The organism is Plantactinospora sp. BB1 (genome assembly GCF_003030385.1).
In the GTDB taxonomy this organism is placed as follows: domain Bacteria; phylum Actinomycetota; class Actinomycetes; order Mycobacteriales; family Micromonosporaceae; genus Plantactinospora.
This window is the reverse complement of record NZ_CP028159.1, coordinates 6,475,142-6,499,770: the sequence shown is the minus strand read 5'-3', so window position 1 is coordinate 6,499,770 and position 24,629 is coordinate 6,475,142. Positions and strand designations below refer to the sequence as shown.

General features: G+C 71.7%; 22 protein-coding genes. 8 read left to right on the top strand and 14 right to left on the bottom strand.

Features of this window, described 5'->3' with window-relative positions; all coding sequences use genetic code 11:
• Positions 1-38 precede the first annotated feature (38 nt).
• The 3 genes from C6W10_RS28335 to C6W10_RS28325 are packed head-to-tail and all read left to right on the top strand — an operon-like array spanning position 39 to position 2,158.
• Positions 39-1,280: a GNAT family N-acetyltransferase gene (locus C6W10_RS28335; protein WP_159104792.1), complete on the top strand. Its 1,242-nt coding sequence runs from the start codon at positions 39-41 to the stop codon at positions 1,278-1,280.
• Positions 1,281-1,289: 9 nt separating this feature from the next.
• Positions 1,290-1,514, top strand: a complete 225-nt coding sequence (locus C6W10_RS28330) for an anti-sigma factor (protein WP_107262056.1) — start codon at positions 1,290-1,292, stop codon at positions 1,512-1,514.
• Positions 1,511-2,158, top strand: a complete 648-nt coding sequence (locus C6W10_RS28325) for a hypothetical protein (protein WP_107262054.1) — start codon at positions 1,511-1,513, stop codon at positions 2,156-2,158. Before C6W10_RS28330 ends, C6W10_RS28325 begins: the two co-directional genes overlap by 4 nt.
• Before the next feature lie 138 nt (positions 2,159-2,296).
• Here the strand turns inward: C6W10_RS28325 and C6W10_RS28320 are convergent, their stop codons facing one another.
• The 5 genes from C6W10_RS28320 to C6W10_RS28300 all read right to left on the bottom strand — a co-directional run bounded on the left by C6W10_RS28320 (position 2,297) and on the right by C6W10_RS28300 (position 9,226).
• The gene (locus C6W10_RS28320; protein WP_159104791.1) at positions 2,297-5,410 is read right to left on the bottom strand and encodes an ATP-binding protein; all 3,114 of its coding nucleotides are present in this window, start codon (positions 5,408-5,410) and stop codon (positions 2,297-2,299) included.
• Between the two features lie 176 nt (positions 5,411-5,586).
• Positions 5,587-6,489, bottom strand: coding sequence for a menaquinone biosynthesis prenyltransferase MqnP (mqnP, locus tag C6W10_RS28315; protein ID WP_107262050.1), 903 nt, complete (start codon positions 6,487-6,489; stop codon positions 5,587-5,589).
• Positions 6,486-7,949, bottom strand: a complete 1,464-nt coding sequence (locus C6W10_RS28310; RefSeq protein WP_107262048.1) for a menaquinone biosynthesis decarboxylase — start codon at positions 7,947-7,949, stop codon at positions 6,486-6,488. Before C6W10_RS28310 ends, mqnP begins: the two co-directional genes overlap by 4 nt.
• A 129-nt stretch (positions 7,950-8,078) precedes the next feature.
• Positions 8,079-8,483 (bottom strand): hypothetical protein, encoded by a 405-nt coding sequence (locus C6W10_RS28305; RefSeq protein ID WP_107262046.1) that lies wholly within the window; start codon positions 8,481-8,483, stop codon positions 8,079-8,081.
• A gap of 113 nt (positions 8,484-8,596) precedes the next feature.
• Positions 8,597-9,226 (bottom strand): LysE family translocator, encoded by a 630-nt coding sequence (locus tag C6W10_RS28300; RefSeq protein WP_107262044.1) that lies wholly within the window; start codon positions 9,224-9,226, stop codon positions 8,597-8,599.
• A 200-nt stretch (positions 9,227-9,426) separates the two neighbouring features.
• Here C6W10_RS28300 and C6W10_RS37570 point away from each other — a divergent pair, with 200 nt between their 5' ends.
• From C6W10_RS37570 to C6W10_RS28280, 4 genes are all read left to right on the top strand, one after another.
• On the top strand, positions 9,427-9,591 hold the full coding sequence (locus C6W10_RS37570) for a hypothetical protein (RefSeq protein ID WP_159104790.1): 165 nt from the start codon (positions 9,427-9,429) through the stop codon (positions 9,589-9,591).
• A 36-nt stretch (positions 9,592-9,627) separates the two neighbouring features.
• Positions 9,628-10,251: a DUF998 domain-containing protein gene (locus tag C6W10_RS28290; RefSeq protein ID WP_234361462.1), complete on the top strand. Its 624-nt coding sequence runs from the start codon at positions 9,628-9,630 to the stop codon at positions 10,249-10,251.
• Positions 10,252-10,347: 96 nt separating this feature from the next.
• Positions 10,348-10,722 (top strand): YciI family protein, encoded by a 375-nt coding sequence (locus C6W10_RS28285; RefSeq protein ID WP_107262038.1) that lies wholly within the window; start codon positions 10,348-10,350, stop codon positions 10,720-10,722.
• A gap of 83 nt (positions 10,723-10,805) precedes the next feature.
• Positions 10,806-12,098, top strand: coding sequence for an RNA polymerase sigma factor (locus tag C6W10_RS28280; protein ID WP_234361461.1), 1,293 nt, complete (start codon positions 10,806-10,808; stop codon positions 12,096-12,098).
• A 76-nt stretch (positions 12,099-12,174) separates the two neighbouring features.
• On the opposite strand, the gene C6W10_RS28275 is transcribed toward C6W10_RS28280, so the two are convergent.
• From C6W10_RS28275 to hemL, 7 genes are all read right to left on the bottom strand, one after another.
• On the bottom strand, positions 12,175-12,603 hold the full coding sequence (locus C6W10_RS28275; RefSeq protein WP_107262034.1) for a VOC family protein: 429 nt from the start codon (positions 12,601-12,603) through the stop codon (positions 12,175-12,177).
• A gap of 136 nt (positions 12,604-12,739) precedes the next feature.
• A complete protein-coding gene (ccsB, locus tag C6W10_RS28270) occupies positions 12,740-13,762 on the bottom strand; it encodes a c-type cytochrome biogenesis protein CcsB (protein WP_107262032.1) in 1,023 nt (340 codons plus the stop codon).
• On the bottom strand, positions 13,762-15,450 hold the full coding sequence (locus C6W10_RS28265) for a cytochrome c biogenesis protein ResB (RefSeq protein ID WP_107262031.1): 1,689 nt from the start codon (positions 15,448-15,450) through the stop codon (positions 13,762-13,764). Before C6W10_RS28265 ends, ccsB begins: the two co-directional genes overlap by 1 nt.
• Positions 15,450-16,295 (bottom strand): cytochrome c biogenesis CcdA family protein, encoded by an 846-nt coding sequence (locus C6W10_RS28260; protein WP_107262029.1) that lies wholly within the window; start codon positions 16,293-16,295, stop codon positions 15,450-15,452. The genes C6W10_RS28265 and C6W10_RS28260 overlap by 1 nt, the downstream gene beginning before the upstream one ends.
• A 34-nt stretch (positions 16,296-16,329) precedes the next feature.
• Complete coding sequence (locus C6W10_RS28255) at positions 16,330-16,923, bottom strand: TlpA disulfide reductase family protein (RefSeq protein ID WP_107262027.1); 594 nt, start codon at positions 16,921-16,923, stop codon at positions 16,330-16,332.
• Positions 16,923-17,573 (bottom strand): histidine phosphatase family protein, encoded by a 651-nt coding sequence (locus C6W10_RS28250; RefSeq protein ID WP_107262025.1) that lies wholly within the window; start codon positions 17,571-17,573, stop codon positions 16,923-16,925. The genes C6W10_RS28255 and C6W10_RS28250 overlap by 1 nt, the downstream gene beginning before the upstream one ends.
• 5 nt (positions 17,574-17,578) lie before the next feature.
• Positions 17,579-18,916, bottom strand: coding sequence for a glutamate-1-semialdehyde 2,1-aminomutase (gene hemL / locus C6W10_RS28245; protein ID WP_107262023.1), 1,338 nt, complete (start codon positions 18,914-18,916; stop codon positions 17,579-17,581).
• A 200-nt stretch (positions 18,917-19,116) separates the two neighbouring features.
• Between hemL and C6W10_RS28240 the strand changes: the two genes are divergently transcribed.
• A complete protein-coding gene (locus tag C6W10_RS28240) occupies positions 19,117-19,452 on the top strand; it encodes an STAS domain-containing protein (RefSeq protein WP_107262021.1) in 336 nt (111 codons plus the stop codon).
• 49 nt (positions 19,453-19,501) lie between these two features.
• Here C6W10_RS28240 and C6W10_RS28235 read toward each other — a convergent pair whose 3' ends face one another.
• Entirely contained in the window at positions 19,502-20,056 is a 555-nt protein-coding gene (locus C6W10_RS28235; RefSeq protein ID WP_107262019.1) for a two-component system response regulator, read from the bottom strand.
• A 33-nt stretch (positions 20,057-20,089) separates the two neighbouring features.
• A complete protein-coding gene (locus C6W10_RS28230; RefSeq protein WP_107262017.1) occupies positions 20,090-24,469 on the bottom strand; it encodes a HAMP domain-containing protein in 4,380 nt (1,459 codons plus the stop codon).
• Positions 24,470-24,629: the final 160 nt, after the last annotated feature.

Here is a 24,629-nt window from a genome sequence, read left to right as displayed (position 1 = left end):
GCTTGCGGGCCGCCGGAGCGGGCTTGGAGGATGGCCGGGTGAGCGCCCCGGCAGTCGGCTCCCCCCGTGGCCACGTCCAGGTCCACGACCTCGTGGCGGACTACGATCCCGACCTGTTCCGGCGGGCGTACGAGGAGGTTCTCGAACCGAACTTCCCCACCGACGAGCTGGAGACGGCGGAGAGCCTCGCCGGCCGGATGGCCTCCGGCGACCCCTCGACGTTCGCTGCGGTGGCCCTCACCGACGGCACACCGGTCGGCGTGATGATCGCCGATTCTTTCCCCGACTCCCGGGTGCTGCTGCTGAGCTACCTCGCGGTCCGGCCGGGCCAGCGCGGCGGCGGGATCGGCTCGACGCTCCTGCGTGTGCTGCCGACCTGGCGGGAGCGGGCGGACGCGGTCGTCGCGGTCGCCGAGGTCGAGGACCCCCGCTTCCACTCGGCCGGGCCGCACGGCGACCCGGTCAAGCGGCTGCGGTTCTACGGCCGGGCCGGGTTCCGGCTGGTGCCGAGCCCGTTCGTGCAGCCCCGGGTCCGGCCCGGCGCCGAACGGGTGGGCGGGATGCTGCTGCTCGCCGCCACCGGGGACGAGACGCTCCCCCGCCAGACCCTGCGCGACTTCGTCACCGAGTACTACACGGATTCGGAGGCGGTCGACGAGGCCGAGGACATGGCGTACGCGGGGCTGCTGGCCCGGCTCGACCACGAGCCCGACCCGCTGGTCCTGCTGGCCCCCGAGCAGTACGCCGAGGTGCCGCCGCTGCGGGTCGACGCCGAGCTGCTGCGGCGGGACTATCCGGGTACGGCGGTCGCCGCCCGGCTGCTCGCCGTCGACGACCGGGGCGTCGCGCTGCTGGACGAGGTGTGGCAGCGGGTACTCGCCCGGATGGCGGCCGGTGAGGAGCTTCCCCGGCCCCGCCGTACCGTCCTCGCCGAGTTCCTGGCGCGGCTCTCCGCCGACGGGCTCGTCTTCGTCTCCGCCGAGCCGGGCGACGCCTCGGTGCTGGCCGACTGGTTCGCGGGCGAGGCCGACCCGTGGGCGGGCTGGTGGCGGGAGACGCCCCCGAGCTGGGGGGCCGAGGTGACGACCCCGGAGCGGCTCGAACGGGCGGTACGCCGCCTGCCGCCGCTGCCCCGGCTCCTCCTGCTCCTCTCCGACGTGGTCGGGCTGACCCTGCCGGAGGCGGTCGAACTGACCGGGCAGGCGCCGGAGCACTACCTCGGGATCCTGGAGGCGGCCCGCATGGAGGTCGTCGCCTTCCTGGACGAGAGCGCCCGGTAGGGCCGGCGGATGGACGGCTACCTCCGCTGTGACCAGACCGTGCGGCTGGTCGGCAACTGGCTCGACGGCGCGCTCGACCCGGAGCAGCGGGAGCTGGTCGAGCTGCACCTGCTGGTCTGCCCGCCCTGCCTGGCCTACGTCGGCAAGGTGCACGACCTGCGGGCCGCGCTGCTGAGCCTGACCAGACCGCACTCCCCGGAGCACCTGCTGACGCGGGGAGAGGAGACGCCGTGAGGTACTACAAGTTCCTCACCGCCGGCCGGTCCGGGCCCTTCTCCCGACAGACCTGGTCGACCGGCTGGCGTTCCGAGCCGGCGATCGTGCCCTGCCGGCAGGGGCTGCACGTCTGCCGGGTCACGGATCTGCCGTACTGGATTCACGACGAACTCTGGGAGGTGGAGGTCGACGGGCCGGTGCTGGAACTGGAGCGCCAGGTGGTCGCCGGACGCGCTCGGCTCCGCGCGCAGGTAGACGGCTGGAACGCGCAGGCCCGGCGGGAGTTCGTCCGCGCCTGCCTGGCCCGGATCGCCGGGCACGCCGCGCAGGAGTGCGGTGCCGCGCTGGACGACGGTCCACTCGCCGCCGCCGCCGAGCGGCTGGCCGAGGACGGGCCGGTCGATCTCGCGGAACTCGCCGCCCTCGCCCTGGACCGGCAGGAACGCGCGGCCCTGCGCGGCAGCAGCGCCGCCGCCCGGAACTGCGGCTACCTCGCGGACGCGATCGAGATGATGGAGAGCTATCCCGTCGCCGCGCTCGGCTACGTCGCGGCGCGGGCCGCCGAGGCCCGCACCCCGACCGTCGGCGTCGATCGCTACCAGGTGGAGCGCGAGTGGCAGGTGCGGTGGCTGAGCGACCGGCTGGAGCTGCCGACCGGCTGACCGCTCCGCTCTCCGGCCGGCTGCTCGGCTGTTTAGCCGGCTGCCCGGCTTTCGGCTGCCTGCCCGGCTCTCCGGCCGACTCGCGCCGCTCTTCGGCCGGCTGCTCGGCTTGCGGCCGACTGCTCGGCTGATCGGGCGCTATCCGGGCGGCTGCTCCGGGCCGATCTGGTCGGCGAGCGTGATCGCCCGCTCCAGCTCGGCGGGGATGTCGAGGTCCCACCCCTCCACCACGTCGCCCCAGTAGTCGGCGAACTCCGACTCCCGCAGATGCAGCTCCGCATCGAGCGCGTTGCGGGGGAAGAGTCCGGCCAGCACCGCTGACCGGAGGTCGCCCGGCGCCGCACCGCCGGTCGGCGCGACCAGGGCGGCCATGATCTCGTCCCGATCGGGCCGGTCCGCCGACTCGCGGGCCCTGGCGGTGGCCCGGTCCGTGATCTCCTGGTAGAAGCGCTGGGTGTACTCGTCGGGCGCGTTGACGCTGCGGTCGAGGGCGTTGTCGGTGCGCTGGAACAGGAAGGCGTGCCGGACCGCGAGCCCGTACTCGGTGGCGGCGGTGACCGGATCACGCGGCCAGCAGAGGTCGCCGAGGCAGCGGTGCAGGTTCGCCAGCAGCTCCGAGTCGACCTCGCCCTCCGGCCCGTCGGCCATCTCCCCGGCCAGCCGCAGCGCCTGACCGACCCGGGTCGCCGCGGTGCCCGGATCACCGGCGGAGAGCCCGATGTCGCCCCACTCGTAGTAGAACCAGGCGGTCATCACGTCGTCGCCCAGCTCCAGGAAATCCGGTTCGAGCTTCCGGTACTCCTCGGCGGCCTGCTCCGGCCGGCCGTCGTACCAGAGCGCGTGCGCGTCGAAGAGTCGCAGGTAGAGCGAGGTGCGGAACTGGCTCTCCTGGACGTCGGCCGGCAACCGCGGGTCCCGCCAACCGCCCCGCAGTCCGCAGACCTCGCGGACCGCCCGCAGCGCCCGGCGCACCTCCGTCCAGTGTGGACCAGCCGGCTTGTCGGGGCCGGGCAGGTAGTTGAGCTGGAACCGGTGCAGTTGACGCAGCAGCTTCCGGTCGTCGTCGTCCTGGGCCGCCGACTCCCAGCTCTCCAGCAGGTGGTGACAGAACCGGAAGTCGACGTAGAGCCCCCACCACCAGAAGGCTTCCATGAAGATGAGCACGAACCGGGTACGGGTCAGGTAGCGCTCGTCGGGAAGTTGGGCGCAGTGGTAGAGCCACTCGGTCTCGTACGCCTGCCAGAGCGGGTCCTCGTACTTGTACCAGGAGCCGTACGCCTTGTCGGTCTTGTCCTCGAACTCGGTGATCAGCTCGAAGTAGTGGGCCGCGGCGGCCCGGTGGATCGGGGTCCACCGCTGCGGATAGAGCCGGGCCATCCGGGCGGCGAGGGCCGGACGGATGAACTCGTGCACCCGGAACCGGGTCCCGTCGGTGACCCGGTCGAGGAGGCCGAGCCGCTGGAACTCCGCGATGACACTGCTCGCGTCGGATGCCGCCCGCTCCGCACCGCCCGGCCCCCCGTCGGGTTCCGCGTCGGTCTCCAGGAGTCGTTGCAGCAGTGGCGGGTCGAAGGAGTTCAGCAGCGCGGCCACCTCGACCGCCCGCAGCAGCGCCCGCCGCCGACGGCCGAGGATCGCCTCGACCAGACCGGCGACGTTCAGCCCGCCGTCGGCGGAGAGGCGCGCCAGCATCCCACGCAGTTGATCGGCCTGCCGGGCTTCCGCGCCGCGCTCCTGGATGAGCCGGTGCACCAGCCCGACGGCGGACGGGTGGCCGCCGGTGAAGTCGTACACCGCCTGGGCCAGCTCCGTGGTCGCGCCGCCGCCCAGGTGGTGCCGCAGGTACTCCCACACCTCGCCGGTGGAGAGCAGCGGCAGTTCCTCCGAGCGGTTCGGGTCCACCAGGCTCCGGACGTGCTCGGCGTAGTCGCGGGGGATGAGCGGCACGACGACGAGGGTGTTCGGCAGCCGCCAGGCGAGCCCGACCAGCCACTGTCCCACCGCGTCGTCGATGAGTGTCTCGAACCCGTCCAGGATCACCACGGCGCGTCGGCCGTTCAGCCAGGCCTGCCAGTCCGCGATGAACGCCTCGTCGATCCGCCACTGCGCCTTCCGGGCCCGGTCGACGATGGCGGCCGCGGTCTCCGTGAGGGTGACGTCGATCCGGGTGTCCGTCATCCGCCCGAAGCCGAAGGCGGAGAGTTCGTTCTTGACCTGCACCGGACGGTCGCCGGCCGTCTTCGCCGCCGCGATCGCCAGGACGAACCTCTCGAACCGCCGGTTCCCGCCGCCCGGCCCGGCCAGCCCGAACTCGGGCAGAAGGTCGTTGACCAGGTTGCCGAGCAGGTTCGACGACCGCTCCAGCAGCAGGCCCGCCGCGGTCGGGGTGAGACCCTCGCCGTACTGGCCACTGAGCGATTCGGAGAGGCCGTACTTGTCGACGAGCATCGCCCCCTCCGCGGGCAGTCGCAGGACGTCCGGCGCGTCCCGGGCAACCCGGTCGTGCAGTTGGCGCAGGAACGCCGACTTGCCCATGCCGTGCCCGCCGAGCACCGCGAAGATCCCGGTCTCGCCACTGTGGATCTTTTCGAGGATCCGGTCGAGCTGGACGTCCCGGCTCACCATCCCGTCGACCACCCGGGCTTCCAGCCCCACGCCGGACGGGATGCCGCCGGCACCTGGCGGGGTACGAGCACCCCCATCCACCGCCGGCACCAGCCGACCACGCACCGGACCAGCCGGTGAGACGGCCGCCGATGCGGTTGGAGCGGTCGCCGCTACGGGGCGGCCGGGTTGGCTCGGCTGCACCGTGCCGCCGTCCTGCGGCGCAGGAGCCGGGGTACCGACCAGCGCAGCCGGTTCCGTCGGAGCCGGCGCAAGCTGCCCGGTTGGCCCGATCTGCCGGGGCGGTGCCGACTGGTTCTCGACTCCGGTGTCCTCGACGATGCCGCCCGCTCCGGCCGAGACCTCGTTCCGGCTTCCGCTGGCGGCCCGGACCAGCACCCGCCGTACCCGGCCGAACAGGCCGGCCCGGATCACCGTGACGGATTCCGGCGGGGCACCCGCCGCGGGCGCGGATCGTCCGGCCAGCAGCGGGACGAGACCGACGATCGCGGCGAGGAGGCTGCCGACCCCGACGACCACGCTGGCCACCTCACGGCCGCGCAGCCACCAGACGACGGCGGTCGCCACCAGAATCGCCGCCAGTACCAACCCGCCGATGACCCAGCGCGTGCGCTCACTCCTTGTCACCGCGTCATTGTTGATGCGTACAGGGAGGAGTGTCGATAGTCCTAGCGAGTAGTTGCCGTCGCCCGATACGCCGCCGGGCAACGACGACCATCGTGCCCGCGACTGTTCCGTCTGATGTGGTGGGTCGACCGGTTGTGTACCGGGCCCGCCGTCAGCCGCTTCGGACCCGTCGCCGCCTAGCCTGCGAGGTGGAGCCGGATCACCAGGTCGAGCAGGGCGAAGACGAAGAGGGCGATCCCGACGAAGCCGTTGGCGGTGAAGAAGGCCCGGTTGACCCGGGACAGGTCGGTCGGGGTCACCACCACGTGCTGGTAGCCGAAGGCGAGCGCGGTCAGCGCCAGCCCGACCCACCAGAGCCAGCCGAGTCCGACCAGTTCGCCGTACCAGAAGAAGAGGCCGAAGGTCACGACGTGGGCCACGGTCGACGCGTGCAGGGCGAACCGGAGACCGTAGCGGGCGGGGACACTGCGTACCCCGATCCGGCGGTCGACCTCGATGTCCTGGCAGGCGTAGATCAGGTCGAAGCCGCCGATCCAGAGTCCGACCGCCGCGCCGAGCAGCCAGGCCGGCCCGGAGCCGTCGAAGGTGCCGGTCACCGCGAGCCAGGCGCCGACCGGGCCGACCGCCTGGGCCAGGGCCAGGATCGCGTGCGGCCAGTCGGTGAACCGCTTGCCGTAGGGGTAGACGACCAGCGGGATCGCGGCGAGTGGGGCGAGGGCCAGGCAGAGTGGGTTGAGCGCCGCCGCGGCGCCGAGGAAGACCGCCAGCGCGACGACCGCGCCGGTCCAGGCCGTCCGGACGCTCACCGCCCCGGTCACCAGCTCCCGACCGGCGGTACGCGGATTGCGCGCGTCGATGCGCCGGTCGATGATCCGGTTCGCCGCCATGGCGAAGGTCCGGGCCCCGACCATGGCGATGGTGATCAGGAGCAGGTCGAGCCAGCGCACCTCCCCGCCGTGCCGCTGCATCGCGGTCAGCGCCGACAGGTAGGCGAACGGCAGCGCGAAGACCGAGTGCTCGATCGCCACCAGCCGGAGGAAGGACTTCACCCGCCCCGGCGACTCCGCCACCGCCGTCATGAGATGCCGTACTCCTTCCAGCGCTTGTCCACCAGCGACCGGATCTCCGGCGACATGGTCATCTCCTCGGGCCAGTCTCGGGTGTAGCCCTCGGTCGGCAGCTTGCGGGTGGCGTCCACCCCGGCCTTGCCACCCCAGAACTGCTGGTACGACGAGTGGTCGAGGTGGTCCACCGGGCCCTCGGTGAGCAGCAGGTCCCGGGCGTAGTCGACGTTGCCGAAGGCCCGCCAGGCCACCTCGGCGTAGTCGTGCACGTCGCAGTCCTCGTCGACGATCACGATCAGCTTGGTCAGCGACATCAGGTGGGCGCCCCAGATCGCGTTCATCACCTTCTGGGCGTGCTTCGGATAGCGCTTCCGGATCGAGATGATCGCGCAGTTGTGGAAGACCCCGGCGGCCGGCAGGTCGTAGTCGACGATGTCCGGGATCAGCAGCTTGAGCAGCGGTTGGAAGATCCGCTCGGTGGCCTTGCCGAGCCCGTGGTCCTCCTGTGGCGGCTTGGAGGTGATGATCGAGTGGTAGACCGGCTCCCGCTGGGTGGTCATCGCCTCGACGTGCAGCACCGGGAAGGGCTCGACCGGGGTGTAGAAGCCGGTGTGGTCGCCGAACGGTCCCTCCGGCAGCCGCTCGCCGGGCTCGATGTAGCCCTCCAGCACGATCTGGGCGTGCGCCGGCACCTGGAGCGGCACGGTCAGGCAGTCGACCATCTCGACCCGCTCGCCGCGCAGGAACCCGGCGAAGAGGTACTCGTCGATGTCGCCGGGGAGCGGCGCGGAGGCGGCGTAGCTGACCACCGGGTCGCAGCCGATGGCGATCGCCACCGGCAGCCGCTGGCCGAGGCGCTCGGCGACGGCGTGGTGCGCGGTGGAGTCCTTGTGGATCTGCCAGTGCATGCCGAGCGTGTTGTGCGAGTGCTGCTGCAACCGGTAGAGCCCGAGGTTGCGCTTGCCGGTCTCCGGGTGCTTGGTGTGGGTCAGCCCGTAGTTGTGGAAGATTCCGCCGTCGCCGGGCCAGACCTGGAGGCCGGGCAGCCGGTTCAGGTCGACGTCGGCGCCCCGGTAGACCACCTGCTGGCAGGGGGCGGTCCTGACCTTCTTCGGCGGTACGGACTTGAGCTGCATCACCTTGCCCAGGCCCTCGCGGATCCCGGACCAGCCGACCGGCAGCTCGGGCTTGACCAGTGAACCGATCCGCTCGCCGATCTCGTCCAGCCGGTCGACGCCGAGCGCCATCGCCATCCGCCGTTCGGTGCCGAACAGGTTGATCGCGACCGGCATCTCGCCCCGGGTGGGGCGCTCGAAGAGCAGGGCCGGCCCGTTCGCCCGGACGGTACGGGTGACCACCTCGCTGATCTCCAGCGTCGGGTCGACGGGTACCGGAACCCGGCGCAACTCGCCAGCGCCCTCCAGCGCGGTGAGGAACTCCCGGAGATCGGTGTACGGGAAGCCACGAGCCGCCATGGTCGCTAGTCTGTCGCACCCCCGGTCGGGGCGACACGGCCGGGTCCCCCACCGTGACCCGGCTCCCGTCGGCACCGGTCCCGTCGACGCACCCCGGAGCCTCCCTCCGGCCCACCGCCGGGCGACGCGTCAGAGCAGGCCGACGCCGAGCAGCAGGGTACCGACGGTCAGGCTCAGCCCACCGACTCCCACCAGCCAGATCAGCTTGTTGGGTCGGGTGTCCGAGGGGCGTACGACGGAGAGGAAGAAGCCGATCGGCATCAGGATCGGCGCGGAGACCAGCAGGACCCGGATCAGCGTCCGCATCCCCTCGCCGTAGTCGGCCCGGTCCAGATAGAGGAGCGCGACGAGCGCGAAGAGCACGAGTACGCCGGCGTGGGCGTGTCCGGCGGTCCAGAGCGCCCGCCGGACGGGGTTGTCCAGATAGCCGGGTATCCGTCGGACCAGCTGCATGAGCAGGGAGAGCCCGCCGAACGCGATGGTCGAGACGGTGATCAGCAGGATGGCGGCGGTGGTCTGGGTGGCGGACGACATCACGGATCTCCCGGGGCGGCACGACGAAGCATAACTTGGCACCGTCAAGATTGCCTGCCGAGGCGGCATCTTGTCAACAGCAAGACTGCCTCGGTGGGAGCCGGCGGGGCCGGTCAGGCCCGCTCGGTGGCGAGCCGGACGCTGAAGCCGAGCATCGCGACACCGGTGCCGGCGTCCATCGCCCGCCGTACCCGGCGCCGGGACAGCACCCGGCGGGCCCGGTGCAACAGCCCGACCAGGGTCAGCAGGTAGAGCAGCGAGAGCACCGCGTGGCTCAGCGCGAACAGCATCAGTACGGCCAGCGGGGCGCGATGCCCGACGAACTGCGGGAGTACCGCGAGATAGAAGGCCAGCACCTTTGGGTTGGTGATGTTGGAGAGGAACCCCTGTCGCCAGCCGGCGAGCGCCGCTCCGGGCGGGTCGGGCTGGTCCCCGCCGATCGAGGCGTACCGGCCGAGCCAGGCCGAACGGAGCGCCTGGAGGCCGAGGAAGGCGAGGTAGCCGACCCCCACCCATTTGATGGTCTGGAAGAGCGGTTGGGACCGTACGATCACCGCCCCCAGCCCGGCCGCGGCCGCACTGCCCTGTACGGCGTTGGAGCAGGCGACGCCGACCGCGCTCCACCAGCCCCGCCCCCGACCAGCGGCGAGGGTGTTCCGGGTGACCACCGCGAAGTCCGGCCCGGGCACCACGATCAGCACCACCGCGAAGACCAGGAAGCTGCCATAGGTCGTCCAGGACATGATTCCGAGCCTACGACCGCACCCGGCGCACGACAGGCGACCGGCGGATATGCCCAGCTCAGAGCCGTGCCCGCCGGTACCGGGGAAATTCGTCGAAGAAAATCCGACCGACCTGTCGAATCCGCCGTCGCCTGTTCGAGGCATGGGTAGCGGCCGGTCCGGGCGCCGAACCGGACCGGTGGACCCCGAGGAGGACGACGATGAACCAGCCCAGCACGACGGCAAGCCCGCACACCACGGCGGCGAACCTGCCCAGCACGACGGCAAGCCCGCACACCACGGCGGCGAACCTGCCCAGCACGACGGCGAGCCCGCCCAGCACGACGGTGCAGCGGCAGGGCACCGGCTCCGGGGTGGCCGGCTAGCCCTGCGATCCGGCGGGCGGCGTCACGAGGACGCTGTTGGCGTACGGCGTGCTCGCCGGGCCGAGCTACGTCCTGGTGTCGCTGGCCCAGGCGCTCACCCGGGACGGATTCGACCTGACCCGGCATGCCTGGAGCCTGCTGGCCAACGGCGGGCTCGGCTGGATCCAGATCGGCAACCTGGTCATGACCGGGTTGATGACCTGTGCACTCGCGCTCGGACTGCGCCGTGGCCTCGCCCCGGGCACCGGTGCGGTCTGGGCGCCCCGGCTGCTCGGGGCGTACGGGCTCAGCCTCGTGGCGGCCGGGGCGTTCCGGGCGGACCCGGCGCTGGGCTTCCCGATCGGCACCCCGCAGACCGGTACGGCGGTAACGTGGCACGGCACGCTGCACTTCCTGGCCGGTGGCATCGGTTTCGCCTGCCTGGTCGCGGCCTGCCTGGTGCTCGGCCGCCGCTTCTCGGCGGAGGGACGGCGGGGCTGGGCGGCCTTCTCGCGGTCGACCGGCGTGCTCTTCCTCGCCGGCTTCCTGGCGATGGCGGCCGGCGGCGGAGCCGTCTGGTCCAACCTCGCCTTCACCGGGGCGGTCGTGCTGGCCTGGGCCTGGGTCTCGGCCGTGGCGGCCCACCTCTACCGTCGGGCCACCCCTGCCTCGGCCGCCTGACCCGACCGGTGGCATCGCCGGCCGGGTCTGATCCGGCCAGCCGGCTGTCTCGAAACGACGAACCTGAGCGAACAACCGACCGAAGGAGAACGAGAGATGCGCTACCTGGCACTGTTGCGGGCCACCCGGACCACGGCACCGCCGCCGCCCGGGCTGATGGAGGCGATCATGCAGCTCGGCGAGGAGGCGACCGCCGCCGGTGCCCTGCTCGACCAGGGCGGGCTGGCCCCGAGCGCGGAGGGGTCCCGACTCCAGGTCGCCACCGGCAAGCTCAGCGTGACCGACGGGCCGTTCGCCGAGGCGAAGGAGACGATCAGCTACGCGCTGTACGAGGTGCGTTCCAAGGAGGAGGCTGTCGAGTGGGTCTCCCGGTTCCTGAAGCTGCACCGCGACATGTGGCCGGGCTGGGAGGGCGAGGGTGAGGTACTCCGGGTCTTCGGGCCGGAGGACTTCGCAGCCCCACCGGCCTGAGCGGAGGTCGTCGGAACGGCAACAGGTCGTCGAGGTCCGGACCGTCGGACGGCGGCGGCGTGCTTGGATCGGGAGTCGTGGCGGTGGCGGGGCATCCGGAGGCCAACCGGCAGGCGGTCGAGGCCGGCCGGCAGGCGGTCGAGGCGGTCTGGCGGATCGAGTCCGCCCGGATCGTCGCCGGGGTCGCCCGGCTGGTCCAGGACGTCGGGCTCGCCGAGGAACTCGCCCAGGACGCGCTGGTCGCCGCCTTGGAGCAGTGGCCCCGGGAGGGGATACCGGCGAATCCGGGCGGCTGGCTGATGTCGACCGCCAAGCACCGCGCGGTCGACCTGCTCCGGCGGCGTACGACGTACCAGCGGAAACTTCAGGAGCTGGGCCGGGAGGTGGGCAGCCGGCCGGACCCGACCGAGGCGGAACTGGCCGCCGCGCTGGACCCCGATCGGATCGACGACGACCTGCTCCGACTGATCTTCACCGCCTGCCATCCGGTGCTGCCCACCGAAGGGCGGGTGGCGTTGACGCTGCGGCTGCTCGGCGGGCTGCGTACCGACGAGATCGCCCGGGCGTTCCTGGTGCCGGAGCCGACGGTCGGGCAGCGGATCACCCGGGCGAAACGTACCCTCGCCGCGAAGCACGTACCGTTCGAGCTGCCGCCCCGGGCCGAGCTGGCCGACCGGCTCGGCTCGGTGCTGGAGGTGGTCTACCTCGTCTTCAACGAGGGCTACTCGGCGACCGCAGGTGCCGACTGGACCCGGCCGGCGCTCTGCGCCGAGGCGCTGCGGCTCGGCCGGATCCTGGCCGGGCTGATGCCGGAACAGGCCGAGGTGCACGGCCTGCTGGCGCTGATGGAGTTGCAGGCGTCCCGAATCCCGGCCAGGACCGGGCCGAACGGCGAGCCGATCCTGCTGCCCGACCAGGATCGTCGGCGCTGGGACCGGCTGCTGGTCCGGCGCGGCCTCGCCGCCCTGGACCGGGCCGAGTCGCTGGGCATCGGCCCGTACACCCTGCAGGCCGCGATCGCGGCCTGCCACGCGCGGGCCCGGACCGCCGCCGAGACCGACTGGGTACGCGTCGCCGCGCTCTACCGGGTGCTGGTGCACGTGTCACCGTCGCCGATCGTCGAGCTGAACCGCGCGGTCGCGGTCGCCAACGCCACCGGCCCGGCCGACGGTCTGGCCATCGTCGACACGCTGGTCGCCGAGCCCGTCCTGGCGGGCTATCCGCAGCTACCCGCCGTCCGGGGTGACCTGCTGGCCCGGCTGGGACGGCACGACGAGGCCCGACGCGAGTTCAGCCGGGCCGCCGAGCTGACCCGCAACGCCCGGGAACGGACGCTCTTCCTCGACCGTGCCGCCCGGCTCCCCGGGCCGCCATGATTCTTGGCGGGTTGTGGCGCGCTGCTGACCACAACTCGACAAGAATCATGGGGCGTCCGGTTCAGAGGGTTGCGGGCTAGGCCGGGGCTGCCTCGGTGGGCAGGGTGAGCTGCCAGGAGACGCCGAAGCGGTCGTTGACCCAGCCGAACTTGGCGCTGAAGCCGTACGAGCCGAGCGGCATCAGCTCCTGACCGCCCTCGACGAGTGCGCCGTAGAGGTGGTCGATCTCCTTCTCCGACTCGCAGGTCACGTAGAGCGAGACCGCCGGGGTGAAGCCGAACTCGTGCCGGACGCTGCTGTCGATGCACATGAACTGCTGACCGGCCAGGGCGAACGTCGCGTGCCGGACGGAACCCTCGGGACCGTCCTGGCCGGGGCCGTACCGGTCGACGGCGAGCACCTCACCGCCGTCGAAGAGTGACGTGTAGAAGGTCATCGCCTCCTCGGCGTTGCCATCCTGGAACATCAGGAACGTGGTGACCTTCTGGGGCGCGATCGCAGACACTTCGCGGGACTCCTTCCCGGTACGGGGTGGCAGGTGGGTACGCGCGGTCGATCACGCGTACGACCCGATCTTTCACGCCTCGCTTATATAAGTCAAGGCTGAAAGAAGTCGCCCCGCCGGGGAGCCGGAAGAAAGGTCAGTCGAGACCGCCGTACGAGTGCAGGCCCTCGAAGAAGATGTTCACGCCGTAGAGGTTCATCTGCATGGTCAGGAAGCCGAGCACGGCGATCCAGGTCGCCACCGGGCGCTTCACGCTCGGCGTCGCCCGGGCGTGCAGGTAACCGGCGTAGACCACCCAGGAGATGAAGGCCCAGATCTCCTTCGGGTCCCAGCCCCAGTACCGGCCCCAGGCCGCCTCGGCCCAGACGGCGCCGGCCATCACCGCGAAGGTGAAGATCGGAAAGGCGAACGCGTGCAGCCGGAAGGTCAGCCGCTCCAGCGTGTCGGCGGCCGGCACCCGCGCCCCCAGGCTGTACGGGAAGCTCCGCTTGCCCTGGTCGTAGCCGTGCCGGATCAGGTACATCACCGCCGGCACCGCGCCGAGCAGCAGGATGCCGGAGGAGACCGCGATCGTCGCCACGTGCACGACGAACCAGTACGAGTCGAGCGCCGGCACCAGCGGCACGATCGGCACGTAGAGCACCAGGCCGGCGACGGCCAGCAGCAGCACCATGGCCAACGCGACGAAGAGCCCGAGGTGCCGCAGCGTCGAGCGCCGGTAGAGCAGCACCAGCCAGCCGACCACCCCGACGAAGGTGACCGAGAGCAGGTACTCGTACATGTTGCCCCACGGCATGCGCTCGGCGGCGATGCCCCGGGTGACCAGCACCGCGAGGTGCACCACGGCGGCGAGCACGGTGAGCGCGACGGCGGCCCGGCCGGCCAGCACCGCCCGGGGCGACCGCGACCCGCCGGTCGGGGCCGGCCCGTCGGTGCCGGGGAGCTTGGTCCCGACGACCGGGTCCGGGCCGTCGGCCGGACCGGATCCACCGGCCGCGCCGACCCCGGCCCCGACCAGCACGCGGGCGCGTTCCGGTCGTGCCGCCGCCCGGCCGATGACACTGCGGGTACCGAAGGCGTACTCGACGGCGTGGCAGATCATCGCCAGCAGGTAGCCCAGGATCGCGACCACCAGGAGTTGGTCGGACAGCGCGGCCATCAGTCGGTCTCCTCTTCCGTCGCACCGTCGTCCCGTGCCCCGTCGGATCGCACGGCGGCGACGAGCCGGTCGAACTCTTCGGCGAACCCCGCGTACTCGGTACGCGGCAGGCCACCGACCTGCACCAAACTACTACGACCTGTCGTGGTCGCGTCGGCCGGTGCCGGAGAAACCCGGAACCAGACCCGGCGCCGCCGGCCGAAGAGCGACGGCATCAGCCCGAGCAACAGCAGTACCGAGCTGATCAACACGATCCGCTCGCCCGGGTCGGAGCGGACCGAGATCGTGACGTACTTGCGGGTGCCGACGAACTCCACCGACGTGCCGTCGTCGAGCGTCCACTTCTCACCCGGGCGCAGCAGCTTGCCCTCGCCGATCTGCTTGAGCTTGCCGCTGTTCACCTGGCGCTGGTCGAGCCGGTAGATCGAACCCGGGACCCCGGCGTCCAGCCCGAGGTTGCCCCGGTAGGCGAAGAGCATCACCGCCGGGGACCGCTCCGCCGGGTACGTCGAGCGGACGAAGGGCGGCGCCTCCGGCGCGGTCGGCAGGTAGAGCCCCTCGAAGGCGACCTGGAGGTCGGGGTTGCGCGCCCCGGTCGCCGGGTCGAGGTTGACGTCCGGGAACGCCGCCACGCCCTCGCTGGTCAGGTTGCCGTCGATGGTCAGGAACGCCTCGTCGCTCTCCTGCGTCTCGCCGCTGCGGTCGGTGTAGCGCAGGATCGGCGCGTAGCCGTGCCCGAGCAGGTAGACGCTGGCCCCGTCCAGCCGCAGCGGGTCGTTGACCGAGAAACTCGCCCGGTAAGGTGCCCGGTCGCCCTGCTCCACCAGCGTCGTCGCCCGGAACGACGACGGCTGCCCGGTCGGCAGGAAGGTCGCCGAGAAGTCGGTGAGCTCCAGGCAGAACGGCGGCAGGTCGCTGCCGTCCACCCGGTGCCCGAGCTTGGACTCGCTGTACTGCTGGAGCGTGTTGCAGAACGAGTTGTCCGGGCCGGCGACCAGCAGCCGGTTGCCGTGCCAGCCGTACCAGGAGCCGAGGCCGATGCCGAGCAGCACCCCGATCAGCGAGAAGTGGAAGAGCAGGTTGCCGGTCTCCTTGAGATAGCCCTTCTCCGCCGACACCGTGTCGCCGCGGACCACCACCCGCCAACGCCGCTTGCGCAGCACCGCCGCGATCCGGGCCGGGTCGCCGTCGGAGTCGGTCAGCACGGCATGCCGGGGCAGCCGGTGCAGCCGCTTCGGCGCGGGCGGCGGGGCGGCGCGCAGCGCGCGGAGGTGGTCGCGCAGCCGGGGCACGATGCAGCCGACCAGCGAGGTGAACAGGAGTACGTAGATCGCGGAGAACCAGGGCGAGGCGTACACGTCGAAGCCGCCGAGCCGGTCCAGGATCGGGAAGAGATCGGGATGCTCGACGGCGTACCGGTTGACGTTCTCGATGTTGATGTTGCGCTGCGGGAGCACCGAGCCGGGGATCGCGGCCAGGGCCAGCAGGAAGAGCAGCATCAACGCGGTACGCATGCTGGTGAGCTGCCGCCACGAGTTGCGCAGCAGGGCCAGTGGCAGCGGGGTACGGCGTACCCGGGACGGTCCGTCGTCCCCGGTCGGGCCGGCGGCGGCCGGCGGCTCGGCCTGCGCGACGCCGGCCGGCGCGACACCCCGGCCGGTCACGGTCTCCCGCTCGTCGGTCGACATCAGATCCCCACCTCGCCGACGCCGAACGTGGTCTGCAACCAGATGACCAGGTCCTGCCAGCCGCCGGTGACCAATGCCAGCCCGATCACGATCAGCAGCGCCCCGCCGACCCGGGTGACCCAGCGGCTGTTCCGGCGCACCGCCCGGAAGAGCCCGAGCAGCCGGGAGAAGCCGAGCCCGAAGACCACGAACGGCAACCCGAGCCCCAGGCAGTACGCGGCGGCGAGCAGGGCGGCCCGGTCGGCCTGGCCGCTCGCGGTGCCCATCCCGACCACCGCGCCGAGGGTCGGGCCGACGCAGGGCACCCAGGAGAGCGCGAAGACCGCGCCGAAGACCGGGGCGCCGAGCAGGCCGGCGGCGGGCAGCCGGCGGATCCGGAACTCCCGCTGCGTGCCGGGGACCAGCCCCAGGTAGGAGAGGCCCAACAGCATGATCACGATGCCGATGCCGATCTCCAGCGGTCGCTTCTGCGCGAAGAGCGCCTGACCGACGGCGGTGACGAGCACCGCGGTCAGGGTGAAGACGACGGTGAAGCCGGCGATGAACAGCAGCGTGCCGGCGAGTACCCGGCCCCGGACCGCCCGGGGCGTCCGGACCGGTCGGGTTGCCACCGCCACCCCGCCGCCACCGGCCGGCGCGCTGCCCGGTGCGTCGGGGGCGCGGTCGGCGGCGGCCCGGCGCTGTTCCAGGTCGCTGCCGGCCAACCCGGTCACGTACGACAGGTAGCCGGGAACCAGCGGCAGTACGCACGGCGAGAGGAAACTGACCAGGCCGGCCAGCGCGGCCGCCCCGATCGCCAGCAGCACCGGCCCGCTCTCGGCCAGCTCGGCGAAGGTCTCGCCCATCAGCCCGACCCGCCCGTACTCGTCCGCCCGGCCATCAGTTCGGCCCGCCCGGCGGCTGCTCGCCGGCGACCCGGGCGACGATCGGCTCCAGCCCGGCCCGGGTGACACCGGAGCGGATCACCACGGCGATCCGGCTCTCCCGGTCGAGGACGATGGTCGCCGGGATCGAGTTCGGCGGGATGTCGAAGGCCAGCGCCAGCCGGCTCGGCGGGTCGAAGAGGCTCGGATAACTGATCTTGAAGGCCGCCTCGAAGCCCTTCGCCTTGTCCCGCCCGTCCTGGATGTTGATGCCGAGGAAACGTACGCCCCGGTCCCGGGTCGCCTGGTAGGTCTCCTCCAGGTCGTTCGCCTCGGAGCGGCACGGGGCGCACCAGGAACCCCAGAAGTTGACCACCACCACCTGGCCGCGCTCCTGCGCCAGGTCGTACGTCCCGCCGTCCAGCAGCTCGCCGGAGACCGCCGGGGCCGCCGGGCGGTGCTCCGGCGCGCACTCGACGATGCCGTCCGTCGTCGTGCAGTCGTCCTTCCAGTCACTCCCGCCGTCGCCGCCCGAGCAGCCGGTCAGCGCCAGCGTCGCGGCGACGGCGAGCAGCGCGCCGAGGCCGGCGACCCGCCGGGGGCGGCTCATCATGCCCCCTTGGCCGTCCGCGCGGTCGGCGACATGGCGACCAGGTGCGCGGCCGGCTCGGTGTAGCCGATACCGACGATCTTGGCGCCGTCGAAGTGGAACGAGGTCAGGCTGGCCAGCCCGCACTGCCGCTTGCGCGGGTCGTGCCAGAGCCGCTTGTGCTCGACGTACCGGCGCAGGGTCCAGATCGGAAGCTGGTGCGAGACGCAGACCGCCTCCCGCCCCTCGGCGGCGATCCGGGCCGCGTGCAGGGCCGCGAACATCCGCTCGGCGATCAGCGTGTACGCCTCGCCCCAGGACGGGGTGACCGGATCCCGCAACACCCACCAGTTGCGCGGGTCGCGGAACGAGCCGTCGCCCGGCGAGACCCGCTTCCCCTCGAACCAGTTGGCGCTCTCGATCAGCCGCTCGTCCACCCCGACCGGCAGCCCGAACTGCGCCGCGATCGGCTCCGCCGTCTGCTGGGCCCGCTCCAGCGGACTCGCCACCACGTGCGTGACGTCCCGCTCGGCGAGCGCCTGGGCCGCCGCCTTCGCCATCTGCACGCCCAGCTCCGAGAGGCGGTAGCCGGGCAGCCGGCCGTAGAGGATCTTCTCCGGGTTGTACACCTCACCGTGCCGGAGCACGTGCACGACCGTTGTGCTGCCCACGTTCCCTACCCCCCGTGACCGGCCGCCGCCGCAGCCTGCGCCGCGACCGGCAACACCGCCGCGACCTGCTCCAGCGCGGCGTCGTCCAGCGCCGTCGACACGAACCACGACTCGAAGGAGCTGGGCGGCAGGTAGACCCCGCCGGCCAGCATCGCGTGGAAGAACGCCCGGAACGCCGCGACGTCCTGGGTCCGCGCGGTGTCGTAGTCGTAGACGTCCGCGTCGGTGAAGAAGACCGAGAACATGTTCCCGGCGTACGAGAGCCGGTGCGGCACCCCGGCGGCGGCCAGCGCCTCGCTCGCCAGCTTGCCCACGGTGGCGGCCGTGGAGTCGAGCCGCTGGTACGTCGCCGCGTCAGCCAGCCGCAGCGAGGCCAGCCCGGCCGCGGTGGCCAGCGGGTTACCGGAGAGCGTGCCGGCCTGGTAGACCGGGCCGGCCGGAGCGAGTCGCCCCATCACCTCGGCCCGGCCGCCGAACGCCGCCGCCGGCAGACCGCCCCCCATCACCTTGCCGAAGGTGTAGAGGTCGGCGTCGACCGGGTCGAGCCCGGCCCAGCCGCCCGCCGAGACCCGGAAGCCGGTCATCACCTCGTCGAGGATCAGCAGCGCGCCGTGTGCGTGCGCGATCCGGGCCAGCGCCTGGTTGAACCCGTCCCGGGGCGCCACCACGCCCATGTTCCCCGGCGCGGCCTCGGTGATGACCGCCGCGATCTCCGACCCCTGGGCCGCGAAGACCGCCTCCACCGCGCTCACGTCGTTGTACGGCAGCACCACCGTCTCGCTCGCCGCCGCACCGGTCACCCCGGGCGAGTCCGGCAGGCCGAGCGTGGCGACCCCGGACCCGGCCGAGGCGAGCAGCGCGTCGACGTGCCCGTGGTAGCAGCCGGCGAACTTGACGATCCGCCCCCGCCCGGTGAAGCCCCGGGCCAGCCGGATCGCCGACATCGTCGCCTCGGTCCCCGAGTTGACCAGCCGGACCTGCTCGACCGGGGTACGCGCGACGATCTCGGCGGCCAGCTCGACCTCGGCCTCGGTCGGTGCGCCGAAACTGGTCCCGTACGCGGCGGCGGCCTGCACCGCCGCCACCACCTCGGGGTGGGCGTGCCCGTGGATCAGTGGTCCCCACGAGCAGACCAGGTCGACGTAGCGTCGCCCGTCCGCGTCGAAGAGCCACGCCCCCTCGCCCCTGGCCATGAACCGCGGCGTGCCGCCGACGGCCAGGAACGCGCGCACGGGAGAATTCACCCCGCCCGGCACGAGGGTGCGGGCGCGGTCGAACAGGGCCTGGGAGGCCGGTGCCGCAGCCGGATAGCGACCGGGGCCGGCGGGGTACGTCTCACTCACGGTGTCGCCATTCTGTCAGCGGTACCTGTGCGCCCGGCACCCACCCCTCGGGCCGTCGTCCACGTCACGCCCGGACGCCGACCCGACCACCGCACCGGCACCGGTGACAGCGCCACGCCCGGCGTTGGGTACCCGCGCCGACCGGCGGGGCGGATCGCCATCGACAGGCCGGTTCGGGTAGGTCGCGATAGGCTGATCGGGTGAACCGGGCGGACCTGACCATCGGCGTGCAGCGCGGCACCGACGAGGTGACGCTCGTCCTCGCCGGCGAGATCGACATGCTCACCGCCGCCAGGCTCTCCAGCGTCGTCAACGAGGTGCTCAGCGACGCACCGTCCCGAATCGTGCTGGATCTGGCGGATGTCACGTTCTGTGACTCGCAGGGCCTCGGCACCCTGGTCGTGCTCAGCCGCAAGGCCAGCCACGCGCAGAGCCTGCTGGTGCTGACCAACGTCGGCGAATTCCTGCTCCGGGTGCTGGACATCACCGGGCTGCGCTCCGCCCTGATGATCCGCAACGAGCAGGCCACCGGCTGACCCACCGGGCCGCTGACCCGCCGGGCCGCACGGCGGGGCGCCGCACCGGTCAGGCCACCGCACCCCAACGCGCCTGCTCCAGCAGCTCCACTGCCCGGTCCCGACCCTCCGGGTCGTCCGAGCGGAGCAGCGCCACCGCGTCGTCCACCGCCTCGGTCATCGTCCGCCACTGGTTGTCCCGCTCCCGGACCAGCTCGGACTGTGCGGCGAGTTGCCGGGTCTTCACCCACAGCTCGACGAAGACCGAGACCTTCGCCCGGAGTACCCACGGGTCGAACGGCTTGGTCAGGTAGTCGACCGCACCGACGGCGTACCCGCGCAGGGCGAGCTGGGCGTCCCGGTCGGCGGCGGTGAGGAAGATGATCGGCACGTGCCGGGTACGCTCCCGACGCTTGATGTGGCTGGCGGTCTCGAAGCCGTCCATGTCCGGCATCTGGGCGTCCAGCAGGATCACCGCGAAGTCCTCCACCAGGAGCTGCTTCAGCGCCGCCTCGCCGCTCTCCACCGCGACCGCCTGGACGGGAAGCCCCTGGAGAATCGCCTCGAGCGCCATCAGGTTCTCCCGCCGGTCGTCGACCAGCAGGGCTTTGGCCAGCTCACTCACCCGATCGTCCCCCCGCCGCGAATCAGTCCCGTATCACCTGCGGTCACCCTCGACCTCCCGTCCGCCCCCGTTGACCCAGGAGGCCATCAGCTCGATCAACTCGTCCAGGTCCACCGGCTTGGTGATGTAGTCGCTCGCACCGGCACCGAGCGCCGACTCACGGTCCCCCGGCATCGCCTTGGCGGTCAGGAAGACCACCGGCAGGTCGGTGAAGCGGTGGTTGCGGCGGATCGCCCGGGTCGTCTCGTAACCGTCCTGGTCGGGCATCATCGCGTCCATCAGCACGATGTCCACCTCCGGATGCTCGGCGAGCAGGCGTACCCCGTCCACCCCGTTGTCCGAGTAGAGCACCGTCATGCCGTGCAGCTCCAACGCGCTGGTCAGGGCGAAGACGTTGCGGACGTCGTCGTCGATGATCAGCACGGTGGCGCCGTCGAGCTGCCGGGCCGCCGGGGTGATCGGCCGGTCCGGCTCGTTCTGGCCACGCAGCATCGCCGGCAACCCGCCCCGGGGCGTCTGCATGGGAGGCACCGGCACCGGGGCGACCACCGCGTCCGGCGCCAGTACGTCCGGTACGAAGAGGGTGAACGTCGAGCCCTGCCCCGGTGCCGACGAGACCGTGATCGTGCCGCCGATCAGCCGGGCCAGGTCGCGGCTGATCGACAGCCCCAGCCCGGTGCCGCCGTACCGCCGGCTGGTGGTCCCGTCTGCCTGCTGGAACGCCTCGAAGATCAGCCCGAGCTTGTCGTCCGAGATGCCGATGCCGGTGTCGATGACGGTGAACGCCACCACCTGGTGCGCGGTCGCCAGCGCCGGTACGTCGAAGAACGCCCCTTCCGGCGCCGGACCGATCCGCAGCGTCACCGCCCCGTTGTCGGTGAACTTGACCGCGTTGGAGAGCAGGTTGCGCAGGATCTGCTGCAACCGCTGGGCGTCGGTGACCAGGGTCGCCGGCAGCTCCTTGGAGATGCGTACCTGGAAGTCCAGGCCCTGCTCCTCGGCCTGTGGTGCGAACGCCTGCTCGACGTAGCTGCGGATCTCGGAGAAGCGCACCTCGGTCGGCTCGACGTCCATCCGACCCGCCTCGATCTTGGACAGGTCGAGGATGTCGTCGATCAGCGAGAGCAGGTCGGAGCCGGCACTGTGGATGGTGCGGGCGAACTCGATCTGCTTCTCGGTGAGGTTGTTCTCCGAGTTGTCGGCGAGCAGCCGGGCCAGCAGCAGCAGCGAGTTGAGCGGCGTACGCAGCTCGTGGCTCATGTTGGCCAGGAACTCGGACTTGTACGCCGAGGCCCGGGCCAGCTGCTGTGCCTTGTCCTCCAGGCCGATCCGGGCCAGTTCGATCTCCCGGTTCTTGGTCTCGATATTGCCCTTCTGCTCGGAGAGCAGTTGCGCCTTGTCCTCCAGCTCGGCGTTGGTGCGCTGGAGTTCGGCGGACTGTTCCTGGAGTTCGTGGGCGAGCCGCTGGGACTGCGAGAGCAGTTCCTCGGTACGCCGGTTGGCCTGGATGGTGTTCACCGCGATGCCGATGGTGAGGACCAGCCGCTCCAGGAAGGCCAGGTGCAGGTCGGAGAAGGGCGAGACGCTGGCGAACTCGATGACGCCGAGCAGTTCCCCCTCGAAGAGCACCGGCAGCACGACCAGGTCGGCCGGCGGCGTGGCGGCGAGTCCGGAGCGGACGGTCAGGCTGCCGTTCGGCGGGGCGCCGACCCGGATCGTCCGCCGGGAGAGCGCGGCCTGCCCGACCAGTCCCTCACCGGGGCCGAACGTCACGTCGTGGTGCCGGGCCACGTAGCCGTACGACGCGGTGAGCCGCAGCCGCATCACCGCCTCGTCGGTGTCGGCGAGGAAGAAGGCGCCGAGCTGCGCGTCGACCAGCGGGGTCACCTCGGTCATGATCATGCGGCAGACCTCGCCGAGGTCGCGCTGCCCCTGGAGCAGGCCGCCGATCCGGGCCAGGTTGGAGTCGAGCCAGCCCTGCTCGGCGTTCTTCTTGGTGGTCTCCCGGAGCGTGACGATCATCTGGTTGATGTTGTCCTTCAGCTCCGCGACCTCGCCCTGCGCCTGTACGGCGATCCGCTGGGTCAGGTCACCGGTGGTCACCGCCGTGGAGACCTGGGCGATCGCCCGGAGCTGGGTGGTCAGCGTGGCGGCGAGCTGGTTGACGTTCTCGGTGATGTCCCGCCAGGTACCGGAGACGCCCTTGACCTGGGCCTGACCGCCGAGCTTGCCCTCGACGCCGACCTCGCGGCCGACCCGGGTCAGCTCCTGGGCGAACGACGAGAGCTGGTCCACCATCGTGTTGACGGTGCCCTTCAGCTCCAGGATCTCGCCCCGAGCGTCGACGGTGACCTTCTGCGACAGGTCGCCCCGGGCCACCGCCGTGGTGACCGAGGCGATGTTCCGGACCTGGGCGGTCAGGTTCGACGCCATCGAGTTCACGTTGTCGGTCAGGTCCCGCCAGGTACCGGAGACCCCCTTCACCTGGGCCTGGCCGCCGAGCTTGCCCTCGGTGCCGACCTCCCGGGCCACCCGGGTCACCTCGTCGGCGAAGGACGAGAGCTGGTCCACCATCGTGTTCACGGTCTGCTTGAGTTCGAGGATCTCGCCCTGGGCGTCCACGGTGATCTTCTGGCTCAGGTCGCCCCGGGCCACCGCCGTCGAAACCTGGGCGATGTTCCGGACTTGCGCGGTCAGGTTCGACGCCATCGAGTTCACGTTGTCGGTCAGGTCGCGCCAGGTGCCGGCCACGCCGCGCACCTGGGCCTGACCGCCGAGCTTGCCCTCGGTGCCGACCTCCCGGGCCACCCGGGTCACCTCGTCGGCGAACGACGAGAGCTGGTCCACCATCGTGTTCACCGTCGACTTCAGCTCCAGGATCTCGCCCCGGGCGTCGACGGTGATCTTCTGCGACAGGTCACCCTTCGCCACCGCCGTGGTGACCGAGGCGATGTTCCGGACCTGGGCGGTCAGGTTCGACGCCATCGAGTTCACGTTGTCGGTGAGATCCCGCCAGGTGCCGGAGACCCCCTTCACCTCGGCCTGACCGCCGAGCTTGCCCTCCGTGCCGACCTCCCGGGCCACCCGGGTCACCTCGTCGGCGAAGGACGAGAGCTGGTCCACCATCGTGTTCACCGTCGACTTCAGCTCCAGGATCTCGCCCTGCGCGTCCACGGTGATCTTCTGCGACAGGTCGCCCTTGGCGACGGCGGTGGAGACCTGGGAGATGTTCCGGACCTGCGAGGTGAGGTTGCCGGCGAGCTGGTTGACGTTCTCGGTCAGCGCCCGCCAGGTGCCGGAGACGCCGCGTACCTGGGCCTGGCCGCCGAGCTTGCCCTCGATGCCGACCTCCCGGGCCACCCGGGTCACCTCGTCGGCGAAGGACGAGAGCTGGTCCACCATCGTGTTGACGGTGTCCTTCAGCTCCAGGATCTCGCCCTGTGCGGCCACCGTGATCTTCTGGCTCAGGTCGCCCCGGGCCACCGCCGTCGACACCTGGGCGATGTTCCGCACCTGGGCGGTCAGGTTCGACGCCATCGAGTTGACGCTGTCGGTCAGGTCCTTCCAGGTGCCGGCGACGTTCGGCACGTCCGCCTGGCCGCCGAGCTTGCCCTCGGTGCCGACCTCCCGGGCCACCCGGGTCACCTGCTCGGCGAAGAGCCGCAGCGTGTCGGTCAGCCCGTTGATGGTGTGCGCCAGCTCGGCGACCTCGCCCTTGGCGGAAACGGTGATCTTCTGCGACAGGTCGCCCCGGGCCATCGCCGTGGTCACCTGGGAAATCGACCGCACCTGGTACGTCAGGTTCGACGCCATGGTGTTCACCGAGTCGGTGAGGTCCTTCCAGGTGCCGGCGACACCGCGTACGTCGGCCTGACCGCCCAGCTCACCCTCGGTGCCCACCTCCCGGGCCACCCGGGTCACCTCGTTGGAGAAGGACGAGAGCTGGTCGACCATGGTGTTGACCGTGCGGCCGATCCGGAGGTACTCACCGCGCAGCGGGCGACCGTCGATCTCCAGCGCCATGTGCTGGGAGAGGTCGCCGTCGGCCACCGCCACGATGACCCGGGCGATCTCGGTGGTCGGCCGGCCGAGGTCGTCGATGAGCGAGTTGATCGCCCGCTGCCCCTCGGCCCAGGCGCCGTCCAGCCCCTCCTCGTCCAGCCGCTCGGTGAGCCGGCCGTCCCGACCGACGATCCGGCTGATCCGGCGCAGGTCCAGGTGCTGCCGCTCCTGCACCGACACCACCTCGTTGAAGGCGTCGGCCACCTCGCCCGCGACACCCGCCCGGCGCGGCAGCCGTACCTTCAGATCGCCGCGACGGACCCGCCGCAACGCCTCGGCGAGCTCGCTGAGCAGCACCGCGTCCTCGGCGGTGGACCGCTCCTCGGCAGAGATCTGTTTCGCCGTGGTCATCGTTCCTCGCTCAGGTTTCGAAGGAGGTGGGCCGGTCCGCCGGCCCGCGCCGCCAGGTGGTCGGCACATCCGCTCCGCCGCACCCCCCGCGGTTCCGTACGGGCGGCGGCCACACCATCATTGTGCCTTTCGTCCATCCAGTGCCACCCTCGGCGCACGC